Origin of the sequence: Pseudomonas sp. UBA3149, assembly GCF_002364655.1 — a bacterium.
GTDB lineage: Bacteria > Pseudomonadota > Gammaproteobacteria > Pseudomonadales > Pseudomonadaceae > Chryseomonas > Chryseomonas luteola.
In genome coordinates this window covers 26,908-41,672 of sequence record NZ_DEYV01000027.1, presented here as the reverse complement: position 1 = coordinate 41,672, position 14,765 = coordinate 26,908, and the positions used below count along the sequence as shown (strand labels likewise).

Below are 14,765 nucleotides of genomic sequence, written 5' to 3'. Positions count from 1 at the left end.
CACGGCAGCCCATTGAATGAAACATATTGAAACCTCTGAAGGCGCTCTACGCCGGGGCTTCTGCCGATCCGACCCTTCGACATGCTCCAGCAGAAGGAGGCGACCTATACGACAAGAAGGATGTTCTGCACGGCCTGCTTCATCGCAAGTTTCGAAACACACATCCTGTAATCAATGGTCGGAAAACGTATGACTATTGCCGGACCTTTCTGTCCTGAAGGCGGTCCGTCTAAAGCGGCCTTGCTGACGCAGAAGCGGTGAGCCGTCTGTGACCACTCCTGAATGGGCGTGCCCGTGATCGCTGCGAGCCAGCCCCGTCGGCAAATGGATAACGCATGTATCAGGCATGCGCGGCCGTTTTCGAGCGGGTCGAGTCTTGTGGCGAGACGGAACGTCCCAACGATGAGGACTTCCATGAGCGACTCGATATCCCCCAACCGCCGCAGCTTTCTTAAGTCTGTGGGTGTATCCAGCCTAGCCGTCGCCTCGGCTCCAGTTTGGGTTCAGGCCATTCAGGCCGCACCTGTCGACGATACCCAGCAACCTCTACAACCTGGCGAGCAAAGGATCACCCTGAAGGTGAACGGCCAGGCTCACACACTTAATGTTCCTGCTAACGCCATACTGCTTGATGTACTGCGTGACCGTCTGCAGCTGACCGGTACCAAGAAAGGGTGTGACCACGGTCAATGTGGTGCCTGCACCCTGCATGTGAACGGGACGGCAGTGAATTCCTGCCTGTCGCTGGCTGTCAGCCATGACGGTGATGAGATCACCACTATTGAAGGTCTAGAAAAAGACGGCAAGCTACATCCGGTCCAGGAAGCTTTCTGGGAACACGACGCTTATCAGTGTGGCTATTGCACTTCCGGGCAGATCATGAGTGCCGTGGCGATCCTGAATGACCCTTCCATTGGCAGCGACGATTCCAGCGTCCGCGAAGCCATGAGCGGCAATATCTGCCGCTGCGGTGCCTACAAAAACATTCTTGCGGCCATACAGTCGGCCCGCGGCAAGGTGAAGGGGGCCAGCTGATGCGTAGCTTTCAATTTGATCGTGCAACCAGCACCGAGCAAGCGCTAAAGGCTGGCCAGTCAGACCAGGCGATGTACCTGGCTGGCGGCACCACGCTCCTTGATCTCGTGAAGCTTGACGTTATGCAGCCCGAACGGCTAGTGGACATCAACCGTGTAGGCCTCAACAGACTGGAGCGCCAGGACGATGGCAGCGTGCGTATCGGTGCCCTGGTCACCAATACAACGTTGGCTCAAGACAATTACATTGTCCAGGCCTATCCCGTGCTGTCTCAGGCACTGTTAGCAGGCGCCACTACACAATTACGTAACAAAGCCACCACGGCTGGCAACGTCATGCAGCGGGTGCGCTGCCATTATTTTCGCGATAACGTTTCGCCCTGCAACAAGCGCAAGCCTGGCAGTGGCTGCTCGGCGATCGAGGGTGACCATCGTTCGGTCCACGCTGTCCTAGGCACTAGCCAACACTGCATCGCTATGCATCCATCCGACATGTGCGTGGCGATGGCGGCTATTGGTGCGACTGTTCATGTACAAGGTCCCAAGGGTGAGCGGACGATCGACTTCCTCGATTTCCATCTGCTGCCCGGTGACACCCCCGAACGTGAACACGCCTTGGCGCCCGGCGAACTGATTACTTACATCACGCTTGCACCGCCACTGGCCAGCAGCCGTTCGGGCTACCTAAAACTGCGCGATCGCGCCTCTTATCAGTTCGCGCTGGCGTCGAGCGCCGTCATCGTGCAGATGCAGGGTGATCGCATAACCGACGCGCGTATTGCGCTGGGAGGCGTCGGCACCAAGCCCTGGCGAGCCCATGAAGCGGAACAGTCATTACGCGGTCAGCCCGCCAATGACGAGACCTTCCGCCGTGCAGCGCAGCTAGCGCTACAGGGTGCCACGCCTTATCGGCACAACGCCTACAAAATCCCCCTGGCTCAGCAGGCCATCGTACGTAACCTGCAGACACTTACCGGAGGTATGGCATGAACGACATCATCGGCGCGGGTCCCAGGCGAGTCGACGGGCGACTCAAGGTCACCGGCCATGCCCAATACACTGCCGATCATGGACTTAAACGCATGGCGTATGCCTATGGCGTCTACAGCACCATCGCCAGCGGCCGTGTCACCCGTATCGATACCGATGAGGCTCAGCGCATGCCGGGCGTACTCGGGATCTTCCACCACGGCCATTTCACTGAACTCTATCGCCCGCCCAAGATGAAGCTGAACCCAGCTAAGATTGACCGGCTTGTGAAGGTTGATGAAAGCCGTCTGCCGTTCGAGGACGACCGCGTTTATTACGCCGGTCAGTTCGTGGCCATGGTGGTAGCCGACTCCTTTGAACAAGCCCGCGCAGCGGCCTACAGGGTCAAGGTTGAATATAAGGAAGAACCCACCTTAGCCACACTCGCGCAAGCAAAAAAGGAGCAGTCGCCCAAAACTGCCGGCTCGGATTACTCACGCGGAGACCCACAGGCTGGTTTTGACAAGGCAGCCCATCGCATCGATTTCACGTATACCACGCCTGTCGAAACCCATAACCCAATGGAGATGCATGCCACGACTGCTTATTGGGAAGGTGATCGATTATTCGTGTATGAATCCACGCAGTCGGTAATCGTGCACCGCAACACCTTAGCCCGTATCTTTGGTTTGAGCCCGGACAAGGTTGAACTGCAATCGCCCTTTATAGGCTCGGGCTTTGGCAGCAAGCTCTGGGCGTGGCCGCACTCCCCTGCTACTTGCGCTGTCGCGCGACTTGTAGGTCGTCCCGTACAGTTCGTGGTGCCACGTCCACAAATGTTTACTACCACCGGCCATCGTCCAGCCACCGAGCAACGACTGCGGCTCGCCACGGACGACCAGGGAAAGCTACTGTCGGTACGACATGAATCGGTCAACAGCACGTCCTTTACTGACCAGAACACTGAAAGCTGCGGTAGCGTGACCAAGAGCCTCTACAGCTGCCCGAACCTGGCTGTTACCCATGCGACCTTGCAGGTCAACCACGGCACGCCTACCTCCATGCGTGCACCGGGCGCTGCACCGGGTCTGTTCGCACTGGAGTCAGCCATGGATGAAATGGCGGAGGCCGTTGGCATGGACCCGCTGGCATTTCGCAAACTCAATGCCTCGACTCGGGACGAAAGCAAGGACATGCCTTGGTCCAGTAATCACCTTCAGGAAGCCTTCGACAAGGCCGCAGCCAAATTTGGTTGGGACAAGCGAACCCCAGAGCCCGGCTCGATGCGAGACGGCCATGAGGTAATCGGCTATGGCCTGGCGGCCTGTAACTGGGATGCCATGCGCTGCGCCTGTGAGGCCCGGGTATCACTGCGTGCCGATGGGACGGCTTACGTCACTTGTGGCGCGCAGGATATCGGGACCGGCACCTATACCATCGTTGCCCAGGCCGTGAGCAAGATCACCGGCCTGCCACTGGAGAAGATCACTGTACAGTTGGGTGACTCATCCTTTCCGCCCGGCCCCGTTTCTGGCGGCTCCTGGGCAACCGCCAGCGTTCTACCCGCCGTGGCGGAGGCTACCCGGGACGCTATTGAGCAACTAAAGAGCTTTGCTATAGAGGACGGGCCATTCAAGGGTGCCGACCCCAAAGCATTGGAGTTCGCTAATGGCCGGCTGGTCAAGGATGGCGACGCGCTGGATTTTGCCCACCTGCTTACTACACGGCGTTTGAGCAGTGCTGAAGGCGAAGCCCGAACCGAGACAGCGGATAAAAGTGATGTTTCGATCCGCTCCTTTGGTGCTCATTTCGTGGAGGTACGTTGGGACCCGGGTATCTCTCGTCTGCGTGTATCACGGGTGGTCAGCGCGATAGATGTCGGTCAGGTCATTAACGCCAAGGCCGCTGCGAATCAGGTGGAGGGTGCGATCGTAATGGCTATTGGCATGGCAATGTTCGAGGCTACCAGTTACGACGAGCGCAACGCCATGCCCACCAACAATGACTACGCCGAGTACATGGTGCCGGTACATGCCGACCAGCCGCCGGAACTGGACGTGATACTGCTTGATTATCCTGACTATGCCCTCAACGAGTTTGGTGCACGCGGTATCGGTGAGATCGGCATTACAGGGTTGGCGGCTGCTATCGCCAACGCGGTGTATCACGCTACCGGCAAACGCATCCGCGACCTCCCGATTACCCTAGACAAGCTGATGGATGAGATTCCCCAGGCTGTATAAGCCGCCACGGCCCAGGGATGGGCGCCGGGGTTACGAAATAAGGTATTTCCTGCACGCAGTCGGATCAGCTCTTGCCATCAATACCAAAAACCTTCTATCTCGTACCCATTAAGGTGGTAATAAATAGGCGGCATTATTCATCATCAGTGCGCACGGCTCTCTGGCGAGACAATCAATCTTTACCTTAGACTCACGTCTTACTAAAGCTATGTGCAATCATTGCTGAAAGTATGCGATACACCGCGGTTGCTTTTAAGGTAGTCTTAGACCATAGGCTTTAAATAGACGACTCCGCGCCCTACTTGATGATGTTATTTTTGCCTAAAAATAACTAACCTACCCTGATGACACACCATCGACTTCAAAGCAGCTGGGAAACAGTGGCAGGCGCTATTGAGTAATCAGCTCTCGCCTGAAACGGGTCGCTGATCCGTGCTTTAGTGACTTGCTTCAAAAAGATGTTCATTAATCAGGTGAGCAAGCCGGTTACTTAAGTTTGAACGACTATACTTTTGACCACATTAATCGCGTAGACTAGCGCCAGCTTCTTATTATATTTTAAGTCATCCAGACGTGCCGGCTAAGGCGTATCCGGGTGAAACTTTCACATCATAAACGTTAAGGTATTTATGTCCAAGCTTGCAGAATTTCGTGCTGCCGAAGAACAATTAAAGGCCCAGCTACAGCTACTCGAATCTCTCAAAAACGATGAATCTCTACAGCGTGAAATCGAGTTTGAATCCAAGCTTCAAACATTGATGAGCGATTATGGCAAAAACCTGGGCGACATTATTGCCATTATTGATCCGGGTTATTCTCGCAAACCACATGGCTTGGTTGCGCACCCAGAAAAGGCACCCCGCCGTGCACGCTCCGTCAAGCGTTACAAGCACCCGGAGACAGGCGAAGTGATCGAGACCAAAGGCGGCAACCACAAGACGCTCAAAGCCTGGAAGGCTGAGCATGGTGCTGACGTGGTTGAAGGCTGGCTTCAGTAAGTACCACGCTTATACGGCTGCCTATTCAGCAACCTGCAGAGTAGGCGGCCGTAACGCCCTATAGTGCTACTGCTAGAGCAAAGAGGGGTTAATACAAGGTATTTTCGCAAGCCGGCCAGGCAACGCACGGTCATAGACGTCGCCATCAATTTCCGACCTGGATAACACTTTCAATATTTGACCCAGCGTTGGTAATGTGGCCCGGCCGATATGGCTGGCATCGTCCCAAAGCCCAGAGCGAATAATAAATCTACTGTACTGAAAGTAGACAGCGTTAACGCTGCCCCGGATTACTGTTTTGGGTGCCTGGTTGTTTACAGCAAAATGCGAAAGAAGATCAAGCTAAATAGTGATTTGAGCTGTCCCGTTTACACGAAGGGTCTCGCCTACACCAGGGAGAAGAAAAAGTAGTGCTACACATGGATCCTGAATGATGTTGCGCAAGCTGTCGATTCGGTTATTCCCTCTTCGGTCCGGTAGTAATGGCGTTCAACTATCTTCAATATGTGTGACTCTGCGCGGTGAGGCATCAAGCCCCCAGGCACGGCAGTAGTATGGTTCGAAATAGATATAGCACTAGCGGCTTCAAAGATGGACGTAGCTCGTCCGAATGAGCACAGAACGATTTGAACACGCTATTAGAACCTAATCGACAGACCACCAAAGTTCTAGACAATAGAGATTGTTTTTGGCCTGCTGAATCATTTCAATCTGGACCCTCATTCCATAATCTTCGTCCTCAACCTGAAGAGCAGCAAATTGGAATTGGAGGTCATGCTGAAGGTGCTCAATTAAAGCATTGGCAACTGCTAGTGCGTTTCGAGATGGTTTTCCTTTAGTGTACTGACCAAGCGAGCCTTGGAAGAAACGCGCCAATTCTTCGATAGCCTCATCGCTTAAGCCTAAGCAGCGCACACTTGAAGACTCATCCAAACCTCTATGCGCCTGTTGGTGAGCGAACTTGAAGGTAAACAGAAGACCGCCTTCTTGATATACGGTATTAGACGCGGCTGCTAAACCTTCCAAAAAACCAAGCGTACGGTCGCTAAGCATAAAATCTCTAATGTTTTGGCTAAAGGGCGAGCTTTAGCCCGTCCTAGTGAGCGAAGCGAACGACCTTGAACATTGTTAGGCTAAGCTACCGCCGTGTGCGATAGGCAAAGACAAATAGAGAAATTCCGATTGCAGACCAGATAACTCCAACGACATAAGCACCTGTTTGAGGACCGAAAACTAGAGAAAATATCAGTCCTAAGCCACAGACACTTCTACAGCTTGAGTCAGAATCTGCTGGTAGCGCCTGCATACCAAAAATGAACTTGGCGCCTAAGAGCAGGAACAGTCCGCCAAATAGGCAAATGAACAAATATGGGCTCATTTTCATCTTTTTGCCTAACGTTTGAGCTCAGCGGCCCGATTTAGCGGGTCCGCTGCAGTGACTAGTTAGGTGGTACGCATCACTGTCGTTAGGAAACAACGGTTCATACGCAACACCCGCCTTTTGTAGGGCGGACATTGATCTAAAGGCGATATCGCTCCAGCATTCCTTTACTTCCGGCGACGCATTGTTGGGAATTTTTCGCCATTCATTAGCGATAAAGGCGATCTGCTGTGGGGAAAGCCAGAGAGCAATTCTGCCTTTTGCAATTTCGTCATTGGGATCTATCGGGTCCATGCTACGTACACCTAACTATTACTAGACGTCATGTGAGGGATAACACGCTAGGCGCGTTTGACGGATAACCATCCTTGTCATCTTCATTATTTCTGTCTAGGGAGAACGTTCGCGAGGTGCGCAGACTGTATAAGGGGATTATCCATCATGCAAGAGGAGCCCTCCTCCTGTAGTAAATTACCTCACTCAACCGGAACGAAACGTGTCTATAGCGACAAGCAGATAGGCGTTCGTTTAAAGCAGAAGCACCTGAACATACTGCACGGCTGGTTCGTGATGTGTAGATTTACTCAAACGAACTGCTTAGCCATACCTACTCAACGCAGTGCCCTAACCCTAACGCACTGATCGTCAGGTTTGTGTCGAAGCGTGGTGCAGGTTATCTGACTAATCTGCACCAGCATTTCTTGCGATACGAAACGGACAGTCTTTATCGCATCGCGGCCAGGCTTTTAAACCATGTTGCCTTTTACTTACCCAACACAACGCTACGCGCCGCGAGCCTCGCTTTCCTGAAGTCAAAGTGGATTCCCAAGGCTTTTGCCTTGGCCCGCGACTCTTCCATTAGAGCATTCAACTGTTCACGGCGCTGCTGGAGGGTAGTTGTCATTATTCTCACCTCTATTGATGTTATCCATTCCCTTGGCGACTTTTGCTATCCCTACGTTCAATAGATAGGTAATTAGTGACTGGCCGCTAGATGGTAGGACAGAGCCAAATTAAAAAGTTGCCTTGCTGAAAAAATAAGTTACGTAGCCTTTGATCGGAACCTGTACGAGTAAGCAGCTAAGGCTTACCTGCGACTGACTTTAAAGTTGTCAAATAGGGTCATGACTTTGCTATCAGATTTTCTATTTGGCTTATGGCCAGCGCTTAACGTCACTTTTAAGTCCCTTCCGTGACTGATTGTTCCTCCTCTTGCATTATCCGTTTGCCGGTTCACAAATGCTGACACGAAGACTTGAGCAAATCAGAGGTTTTCTAAAAAGGTAACTCACTGGCTAAAGCTATCCCTAGCTTTTGTATTTAAGGCTTAATGAGGCTGTGGTGTAAAACCTACACAAGCAGTTCCTGCCGCTCTATCTCAGGCCTTTCATAAAGGCTTCATGCGACGAGTCTAAAGTGTGGATGTGCTGACTTGCGGTCAGGCGCAGGCAGTTCATGTGCTTAAAGCAACATGGTAACTCCTGGCCACTTGTCCTGTAATAAACCCATGTGGAGAACATCAGTGGACAAGGCTTACGAAGGAAAGAATGTACTGATCACCGGCGCTACGGGCTTTATTGGTTCGATGTTGCTCAAGACCCTGTCGGAAAAACTCGAAGGTGTCGGTCGGATTTACTGCCTTTATCATACAACGCCTCCTTCCCAAGCTTATGCTCATGACAAACGAGTCGTATGGATAAAGGGCGATATCAGAAAGGAAAATTGGGACATTGCCACCTCTTGGCTGCAGGAAATCAGGAAGGATGTGGACATTGTTTTCCACCTGGCTGCGTATACCCGTTGGGATACCAACATACAGGATCAGGTACACGCCAACACGCTGTCTGCTCTACAGGGTGCAACGCTTGTCGCTACCTTTGAAAAACGTGCACTATTTTTGGTTACATCCAGCTATTGGGCGCTATGTAATCGCTCAGCGACGGAGCATATCGAGGAACGAATCTATCAGGACTCAACAGCGGAATCTGAACTGGAAGAGATCGTCACGAAAGGAGGCAGCGCAAGGCTTTGTGAATGGCCTAATGCTTACGCCTATTCAAAGAATCTGATGGAACGCCTATTACACCAGCGCTACCCTCACCTCCCTATTATGGTCGCGCGCATTACCTCAGTCACAGGCGCCTGGGCCTATCCAAGTAAGGGTTATTGCAATTTCTCCATCTCTTTGCCCGCTTTCATCCGATCCATTGCGCTTGGAGGCGTTAAACATTTTCCAGCATCCATGAAAACGGCGATCAACGACATGATCCCCGTGGATATTTGCGTCAATATGCTATTGGCAAATGCCGTAGACCCTTCAAATAGTCTGTTTCAGGTTATCCATTGTTCATCCGCTACACGCAATATTCCTACATTGGGTCAGGTGGCTGAAATGGCTGGCCATATCAGCTATTTCGAGAATCAGTACGAGTTTGACGAGGCGTTGGCTCACCTGAATGAAAAACAGGCAAAGCTTAATAGAGTCATCGTTGAAGCGTATGGATTCGCGATGGAGAACCGCTTCATTTTCAACGATGCCCAGGTACGTCGGCCGTTGCAGTGGATGTCACAGGACGCTCTCGCCAAGTTTCCTATTGATGTCGAAGAGCTGGAATGGACTGCCATAATTGCAGCGATGAAAAAAGAACTGTCCCTACTGGCGACTGCTAGGGCCGCGTAATCAGGGCTGACAGGACTAAGGCGAGAGGACTTGAGTAATAGCCTCTCGCCTATTTTATTTTCATATTGATCGAAATCGGGCCTGCAACGGATAGAGAATTGCTACGCCGTTAAACTCATTCATTCAATAACGTAGCGCGCTTCATGCCTCACCTAGACTCCATTGAGGACGCGCCCTACTCCGTAGCTGATCCGCTCCTGGTGCAGCTCAAACAACCAAGCGCTTAGAGCTTCCCTTTGCATCAAAACCGCTGTTCATCCATCACGAACTGAACGAAGCCACACCGGAACGGGTCAGCTAAATAGCCTCGTCGTATAGACCAGGCTACACCTATTTGAACTGCCTGGAGGTAATCTTTATGGATAACAAAGCGGTAATTTCTGAGCTGAACGACTTGATTGAAACCTGTCTGGATGGCTACAAGGGGTTTCAGGAATGCGCCGATGACCTGAAGGATCCGAAACTCAAGTCAACCATGGCAGCCCGCGCACAGGATTGCAGCACAGCTGCAACCGAGCTTCAGCAACTCGTAACCAAGCTAGGCGGTGATCCGGAGCAAAAGGCCAGCGTATCGGGCGCCCTCCACCGCAAGTGGGTCGATATCAAATCATCAATTACAGGTAAGAGTGACGAAGCGATTCTTAATGAATGCGAGCGCGGCGAAGATGTCGCTCTCAAGAGCTACAAGCAGGCGCTTGAAAAGGATTTGCCTGCGGATGTTCGCGCTGTCGTAGAGCGGCAGCTGCAAGGGGTGCAACGAAACCATGACCAGGTCAAGGCACTCAGAGACGCTGCACGAGCAAGCTAAGCCCTTAGGCGCCGCAAAGAGATGCCTTGCAAAAGGCTCTCTTTCGGCTCGGCTTTCAGCGGTGATGAGCACCTTCTACGACGCGTATATCAAGCAAAAATTGCTAGCATTAATCTACGTTCCGCCAGCTCAACAGTAACCTGGGAGGCTGGGTATCAATCACTGGCGTAGTTATAAAACTTGCTCAAGCGTCTCGCTCGTTCACTCTCGCTTTCTAGGGCATAAAGCCTGCGGTAGAACTGGCTGCGGTTTACCCCATTACTCTCACAGGCCTCGGTTACGGGTACACCTTTTATCAGAAAGTCTTCCAAGGCGCGAATAACCCGTTCCCCCCGTATGGAAGTACCTTCCAGCAACAGGTCAAAGTGCTCACGCTCAAGTGCTCCAGGTTTCAAGAAGGACAATGTACGGGCGCGCATGGCTCTCTCAGCATTCTCATGATAGGTATACGTAACAGATAGGCGAGTAATCATTGGGATAGAGACCGGTCGCCTCTAGATACCACTACACCTGAGTTACCTTAATAGGTGATCACTAGTATAGCTCGTTTTTAGCAGATGGAACCTCCAATTTTCTGCTCTTTTGGTGTATCGAATGTTCAAGCCACAATGTGGGTTAGAGGCTTGGTAAACCGCTTATAGCCTCGCAGACTGAGATTTATACCTTAATATACGAGTTGGAATTTATCTGAGCGCTCATCACCAATAGTGAAGCAAGGCGTAATTAGCTACGCCTTGCTTCACTAGCCCATAATGGCTATGTACATAATCCTCAAACTTGATTCGTCTGGGATACGCTCTCCGTTACCGATGAGCTATCAACTCCACAAAACGAGTTGAAACATGACTTGCCATGCCCTTCGCCAGTTCCTCTTCCCCGAAGAACACCGTACCGGCTCCATCCCGCCGCAGGAGCTGTGATTCATCCTCACTGTGAGTACGAACGACAACCTCTACTTCTGGATTTAACGTTTTGGCGGTTTCTACCATTTGGCGCGCGTTGAGTGGATCAGGAGTTGCGATGACCAGCATGGCAGCCTTGGCAATATGGGCCTGGATAAGCACAGCAGGGTCCGCAGCATCGCCGGAGACAGCCGCTTTGCCTTCCTTACGCAACTGATCCACCATTTCCCTGTTCTGCTCGGCAATGACGTAAGGAATCCCCTGTTCGTCCAATACCTTCGCTATCCGCCGCCCAACTCGTCCATAACCAACCAGAACGATTTGGCGCTCCAGGTATTTGCGGTCCGTATCCATGGGAAGTTCAGCATAAGGGTCCTGCCTGCTTTCAAGCTCGCGTGCAAACGACGAGCGCGCCAGCACCCAACGGCGTACGGGCTCGATCAGGGTAAACAATAGCGGATTGATCGCAATCGAGACGAGCGCACCGGCCAATACCAAGCTCATCCCCTCCTGCGGTAGCAGCCCCAGCGTCAAACCGAGACCGCCTAATATGAAAGAGAACTCTCCTATCTGGGCAAGACTCGCAGCTACCGTCATGCCGGTAGTGAGCGGATAGCGTAGCGACAATGTGATAACCAGCGCTGCCAGCGATTTTCCCAGCACAATGATAGCCACAACGGCCAGCACATGGACCGGCTCCTGGACCAGGATCATGGGGTCGAACAGCATCCCTACGGACACAAAGAACAATACCGAGAAGGCGTCACGCAATGGCAAGGACTCTTCAGCAGCCCGATGGCTGAATTTGGACTCCCTCATTACCATACCGGCAAAGAAAGCACCCAACGCAAAAGATACATTAAAGAGCTTGGATGCACCGAAGGCAATACCGATGGCAATCGCGACGACCGCTAGCGTGAAGAGTTCGCGAGAGCCTGTTCGCGCCACTTGCCAGAGCAGCCATGGCAGCGCTCGGCGTCCGGCAATGAGCATCAGCGCGACGAAGGCAACGATCTGCAGGAGGGTTTTCCCAAGCGTTACCCAGAGTAGCCCGTCCTGCGCGGGCAATGCTTCGCTGGTACTACCGAGCATGCCTGCCAGTGGAGGTAGCAGTACCAGCACCAGTACGGTTGCCAGATCTTCAACGACCAGCCAACCGACGGCAATACGGCCGTTCATGCTGTCTAGCACTCCGCGCGCCTCCAATGCTTTAAGCAGCACGACAGTACTGGCACACGACAGGCAAAGACCAAAGATAAGGCCGTTACCCCAGCTCCAGCCCCACCAGTGAGCCAGTACAGCGCCCAGTACCGTGGCGAGACTCATTTGTACGATAGCGCCAGGAATGGCGATGCGCTTGACCGAAAGCAGGTCACCAATGGAAAAGTGCAGCCCTACGCCAAACATCAGCAGCATCACACCAATCTCGGAAAGCTCCGAGGCGATGTGCATGTCAGCAACAAAACCGGGTGTGGACGGGCCAATGAAAATGCCTGCCAACAAATAACCAATCAGTGCGGGTATTCGCATCTTTTCGGCCAAAAAGCCCAGTATCAACGCGACAACAAGTCCCGCAGCAATCGTCGTAATAAGGGGAATGTTGTGCTCCATAGAACTCCTTCTAACGTGTCCAGTATTCAACCGCTAGATATGAGCATAACTGGCCGGACTTTCATTCACCCTTACTGGTTGGCTAAAAAAATGCCCTTTCATTACAGGATGTTAATGGCATCCTTTCGGTATGGGTAATAGTTTGATGGACAATGCTAGGCTCCGTGCCCGCGTACGGGTTCAGGCTTGAGCGGCCTTTACTTCCTTATAAAGATGAAGATTGGAACAAACTACGCTGCGATAGGTATTTTGAGCGCTGTCATGTTTGCTTTTGGTGGTTATCTTGACTACAGGAATTTCCAAAAGGAAAAGCAATAAAAAGTTAGCCGAGACCTCTAGTTAGGGGCGAACAAACTCAGCGACTCCAAGAGGCAAGCAGATTGCCCCTTGGAGTACGTTAGATGTCGGCTCAATGCGTGCGTTTAGATTGGGTAGAAGGTAGAAAGATCGTAAGAATCCCCAAGAGCGGCATGAATGAGCACAGCGTGTAGACGTACTCGATACCACGCAGGTCCGCCAGATGGCCCAGCGCTGCGGCTGCGATCCCACTAAAGCCGAACATAAGCCCAAAGAATACACCGGCGATCATGCCTACGTTGCCGGGCACCAGCTCCTGGGCATAGACCACAATGGCGGAAAAGGCCGACGCCAAGATAAATCCAATAATCACGCTCAACACGCTGGTCCAGAAGAGATCAACGTACGGCATGGCCAACGTAAACGGCGCGGCCCCCAAAATGGAAAACCAGATTACCGCCTTGCGCCCGATCCTGTCGCCAATGGGCCCACCAAAGAACGTACCTGCTGCCACCGCGCCCAGAAACAGGAACAGATGCAGCTGGGAGCTAGCCACCGACAGGTCAAACTTCTCAATTAGATAAAAAGTGAAATAGCTGGTGATGCTGGCCATATAGATATACTTGGAAAAAACCAGCAAGGCCAGGACGACCAAGGCTCCCGTGATCTGACGCCGAGAAAGTCCATGCGTAGCTTCACGCCCCTTCTTTTTTTCCGCCGTATTTAAGTGGCCCCGATACCAGAGGCTAAGCCGATATTGCACGCCGATGGCAAAGAGTCCGAACAGGCCGAACCACACGATATTGGATTGACCAAAAGGAATGATGATCGCTGCAGCGAGCAATGGCCCTACGGCGGTTCCTGCGTTGCCTCCTACCTGGAAAGTAGACTGAGCCAGACCAAAGCGGCCACCGGAAGCCAGACGGGCAACCCGCGAGGTCTCAGGATGAAAGGTGGATGAGCCAACCCCAATCAGCGCCGAGGCTACCAGTATGGTCGAAAAGGTATCGACAAACCCCAGCATCAGGATACCTATCAATGTACAGACAGCGCCAGCCGGAAGCAGAAACGGTTTTGGATGGCGATCCGTATAGAAACCAATCCACGGTTGTAGCAAAGAAGCTGTGACCTGAAAGGTCAGCGTAATCAGCCCTACCTGGGTAAAGGTCAGGCCGTAATTTTCCCTCAGCATGGGATAAATGGATGGGAGGACCGACTGGATAAGGTCATTGATCAGGTGCGCGAGCGCGCAAGAGAAAACAATGCTCATCACAAGGGGATTGGCGGCAGAGGCTGAACGGATGGAAGTGTCAGCCTGGGCAGTAGGCACGGACATGAACGGTACTCGTTATACTCATTGTTTGGTACCGTACTGTGCCATTTCGTAAGCATGGTATCTAGATACAATTCGAAACAGTGTGCAGGTCCGGTTGCGGTTTACTTATAAGCAAGGCAAATACGGCACCTTAAAAGCCACATGCTATCCAGTATGGAAGACCACCGGCAGGAAGACCTCACTGGCACCAGCGAGGCGGATCAATTCAGTACTCAAGGCGTTACCCGGACCAGAGCCACGACGCCGCTCCATCACAGGCACATCAGTTGGGATTGATTGAGGCTACCATCCTGCCGTTTATGAAGGATCACTTTACAAGACGCTGAGCCTCTTTTAGCAGGTCTCACATCAGTGATTTATCGTAAAAAGGGCAAGTAAGGCAAAACTACCCAAGGCCGACATCCCAGCCTGCATCTTCTTCAATATTCTCTGCAACAACCTGCTTTGTATGCGCATGCCACACCTCCTGCAAAGAACGATTACCCATTTCTGAAAGTACTTCTAAT

The 14,765-nt window shown here is 52.3% G+C and carries 13 protein-coding genes; 6 read left to right on the top strand and 7 right to left on the bottom strand.

Annotated elements, in window-relative coordinates:
• The first annotated feature begins 414 nt into the window (after positions 1–414).
• From B3729_RS16810 to B3729_RS16795, 4 genes are all read left to right on the top strand, one after another.
• On the top strand, positions 415–1,035 hold the full coding sequence (locus B3729_RS16810) for a (2Fe-2S)-binding protein (RefSeq protein WP_409438629.1): 621 nt from the start codon (positions 415–417) through the stop codon (positions 1,033–1,035).
• Positions 1,035–2,024, top strand: a complete 990-nt coding sequence (locus tag B3729_RS16805) for an FAD binding domain-containing protein (protein ID WP_286788459.1) — start codon at positions 1,035–1,037, stop codon at positions 2,022–2,024. The genes B3729_RS16810 and B3729_RS16805 overlap by 1 nt, the downstream gene beginning before the upstream one ends.
• Entirely contained in the window at positions 2,021–4,246 is a 2,226-nt protein-coding gene (locus tag B3729_RS16800) for a xanthine dehydrogenase family protein molybdopterin-binding subunit (protein WP_286788458.1), read from the top strand. Before B3729_RS16805 ends, B3729_RS16800 begins: the two co-directional genes overlap by 4 nt.
• Before the next feature lie 629 nt (positions 4,247–4,875).
• Complete coding sequence (locus B3729_RS16795) at positions 4,876–5,244, top strand: histone-like nucleoid-structuring protein, MvaT/MvaU family (protein WP_286788457.1); 369 nt, start codon at positions 4,876–4,878, stop codon at positions 5,242–5,244.
• A 342-nt stretch (positions 5,245–5,586) separates the two neighbouring features.
• Here the strand turns inward: B3729_RS16795 and B3729_RS24815 are convergent, their stop codons facing one another.
• From B3729_RS24815 to B3729_RS16775, 4 genes are all read right to left on the bottom strand, one after another.
• A complete protein-coding gene (locus B3729_RS24815; protein ID WP_409567382.1) occupies positions 5,587–5,688 on the bottom strand; it encodes a pyridoxamine 5'-phosphate oxidase family protein in 102 nt (33 codons plus the stop codon).
• A gap of 201 nt (positions 5,689–5,889) precedes the next feature.
• Positions 5,890–6,297, bottom strand: a complete 408-nt coding sequence (locus tag B3729_RS16785; RefSeq protein WP_286788456.1) for a hypothetical protein — start codon at positions 6,295–6,297, stop codon at positions 5,890–5,892.
• A 352-nt stretch (positions 6,298–6,649) separates the two neighbouring features.
• The gene (locus B3729_RS16780; RefSeq protein WP_286788455.1) at positions 6,650–6,919 is read right to left on the bottom strand and encodes a hypothetical protein; all 270 of its coding nucleotides are present in this window, start codon (positions 6,917–6,919) and stop codon (positions 6,650–6,652) included.
• Positions 6,920–7,388: 469 nt separating this feature from the next.
• A complete protein-coding gene (locus B3729_RS16775) occupies positions 7,389–7,529 on the bottom strand; it encodes a hypothetical protein (protein WP_010799109.1) in 141 nt (46 codons plus the stop codon).
• Between the two features lie 618 nt (positions 7,530–8,147).
• Here B3729_RS16775 and B3729_RS16770 point away from each other — a divergent pair.
• Positions 8,148–9,305, top strand: a complete 1,158-nt coding sequence (locus B3729_RS16770) for an SDR family oxidoreductase (RefSeq protein ID WP_286788454.1) — start codon at positions 8,148–8,150, stop codon at positions 9,303–9,305.
• A gap of 358 nt (positions 9,306–9,663) precedes the next feature.
• The gene (locus B3729_RS16765) at positions 9,664–10,113 is read left to right on the top strand and encodes a PA2169 family four-helix-bundle protein (protein WP_010799107.1); all 450 of its coding nucleotides are present in this window, start codon (positions 9,664–9,666) and stop codon (positions 10,111–10,113) included.
• Positions 10,114–10,268: 155 nt separating this feature from the next.
• Here B3729_RS16765 and B3729_RS16760 read toward each other — a convergent pair whose 3' ends face one another.
• The 3 genes from B3729_RS16760 to B3729_RS16750 form a co-directional block, all read right to left on the bottom strand.
• Positions 10,269–10,532, bottom strand: coding sequence for a PapB/FocB family fimbrial expression transcriptional regulator (locus B3729_RS16760; RefSeq protein ID WP_010799106.1), 264 nt, complete (start codon positions 10,530–10,532; stop codon positions 10,269–10,271).
• A gap of 384 nt (positions 10,533–10,916) precedes the next feature.
• Positions 10,917–12,626 (bottom strand): YbaL family putative K(+) efflux transporter, encoded by a 1,710-nt coding sequence (gene ybaL, locus B3729_RS16755; RefSeq protein WP_286788453.1) that lies wholly within the window; start codon positions 12,624–12,626, stop codon positions 10,917–10,919.
• A gap of 409 nt (positions 12,627–13,035) precedes the next feature.
• Entirely contained in the window at positions 13,036–14,259 is a 1,224-nt protein-coding gene (locus tag B3729_RS16750) for an MFS transporter (protein ID WP_286788452.1), read from the bottom strand.
• Between the last annotated feature and the right edge of the window lie 506 nt (positions 14,260–14,765).

What these genes read in the sequence shown, in the direction of transcription:
- B3729_RS16810 (WP_409438629.1), top strand. Translation starts at nt 415, where the DNA reads ATGAGCGACTCGATATCCCCCAACCGCCGCAGCTTTCTTAAGTCTGTG.
- B3729_RS16805 (WP_286788459.1), top strand. Translation starts at nt 1,035, where the DNA reads ATGCGTAGCTTTCAATTTGATCGTGCAACCAGCACCGAGCAAGCGCTA.
- B3729_RS16800 (WP_286788458.1), top strand. Translation starts at nt 2,021, where the DNA reads ATGAACGACATCATCGGCGCGGGTCCCAGGCGAGTCGACGGGCGACTC.
- B3729_RS16795 (WP_286788457.1), top strand. Translation starts at nt 4,876, where the DNA reads ATGTCCAAGCTTGCAGAATTTCGTGCTGCCGAAGAACAATTAAAGGCC.
- B3729_RS16785 (WP_286788456.1), bottom strand. Translation starts at nt 6,297, where the DNA reads ATGCTTAGCGACCGTACGCTTGGTTTTTTGGAAGGTTTAGCAGCCGCG.
- B3729_RS16780 (WP_286788455.1), bottom strand. Translation starts at nt 6,919, where the DNA reads ATGGACCCGATAGATCCCAATGACGAAATTGCAAAAGGCAGAATTGCT.
- B3729_RS16775 (WP_010799109.1), bottom strand. Translation starts at nt 7,529, where the DNA reads ATGACAACTACCCTCCAGCAGCGCCGTGAACAGTTGAATGCTCTAATG.
- B3729_RS16765 (WP_010799107.1), top strand. Translation starts at nt 9,664, where the DNA reads ATGGATAACAAAGCGGTAATTTCTGAGCTGAACGACTTGATTGAAACC.
- B3729_RS16760 (WP_010799106.1), bottom strand. Translation starts at nt 10,532, where the DNA reads ATGCGCGCCCGTACATTGTCCTTCTTGAAACCTGGAGCACTTGAGCGT.
- ybaL (WP_286788453.1), bottom strand. Translation starts at nt 12,626, where the DNA reads ATGGAGCACAACATTCCCCTTATTACGACGATTGCTGCGGGACTTGTT.
- B3729_RS16750 (WP_286788452.1), bottom strand. Translation starts at nt 14,259, where the DNA reads ATGTCCGTGCCTACTGCCCAGGCTGACACTTCCATCCGTTCAGCCTCT.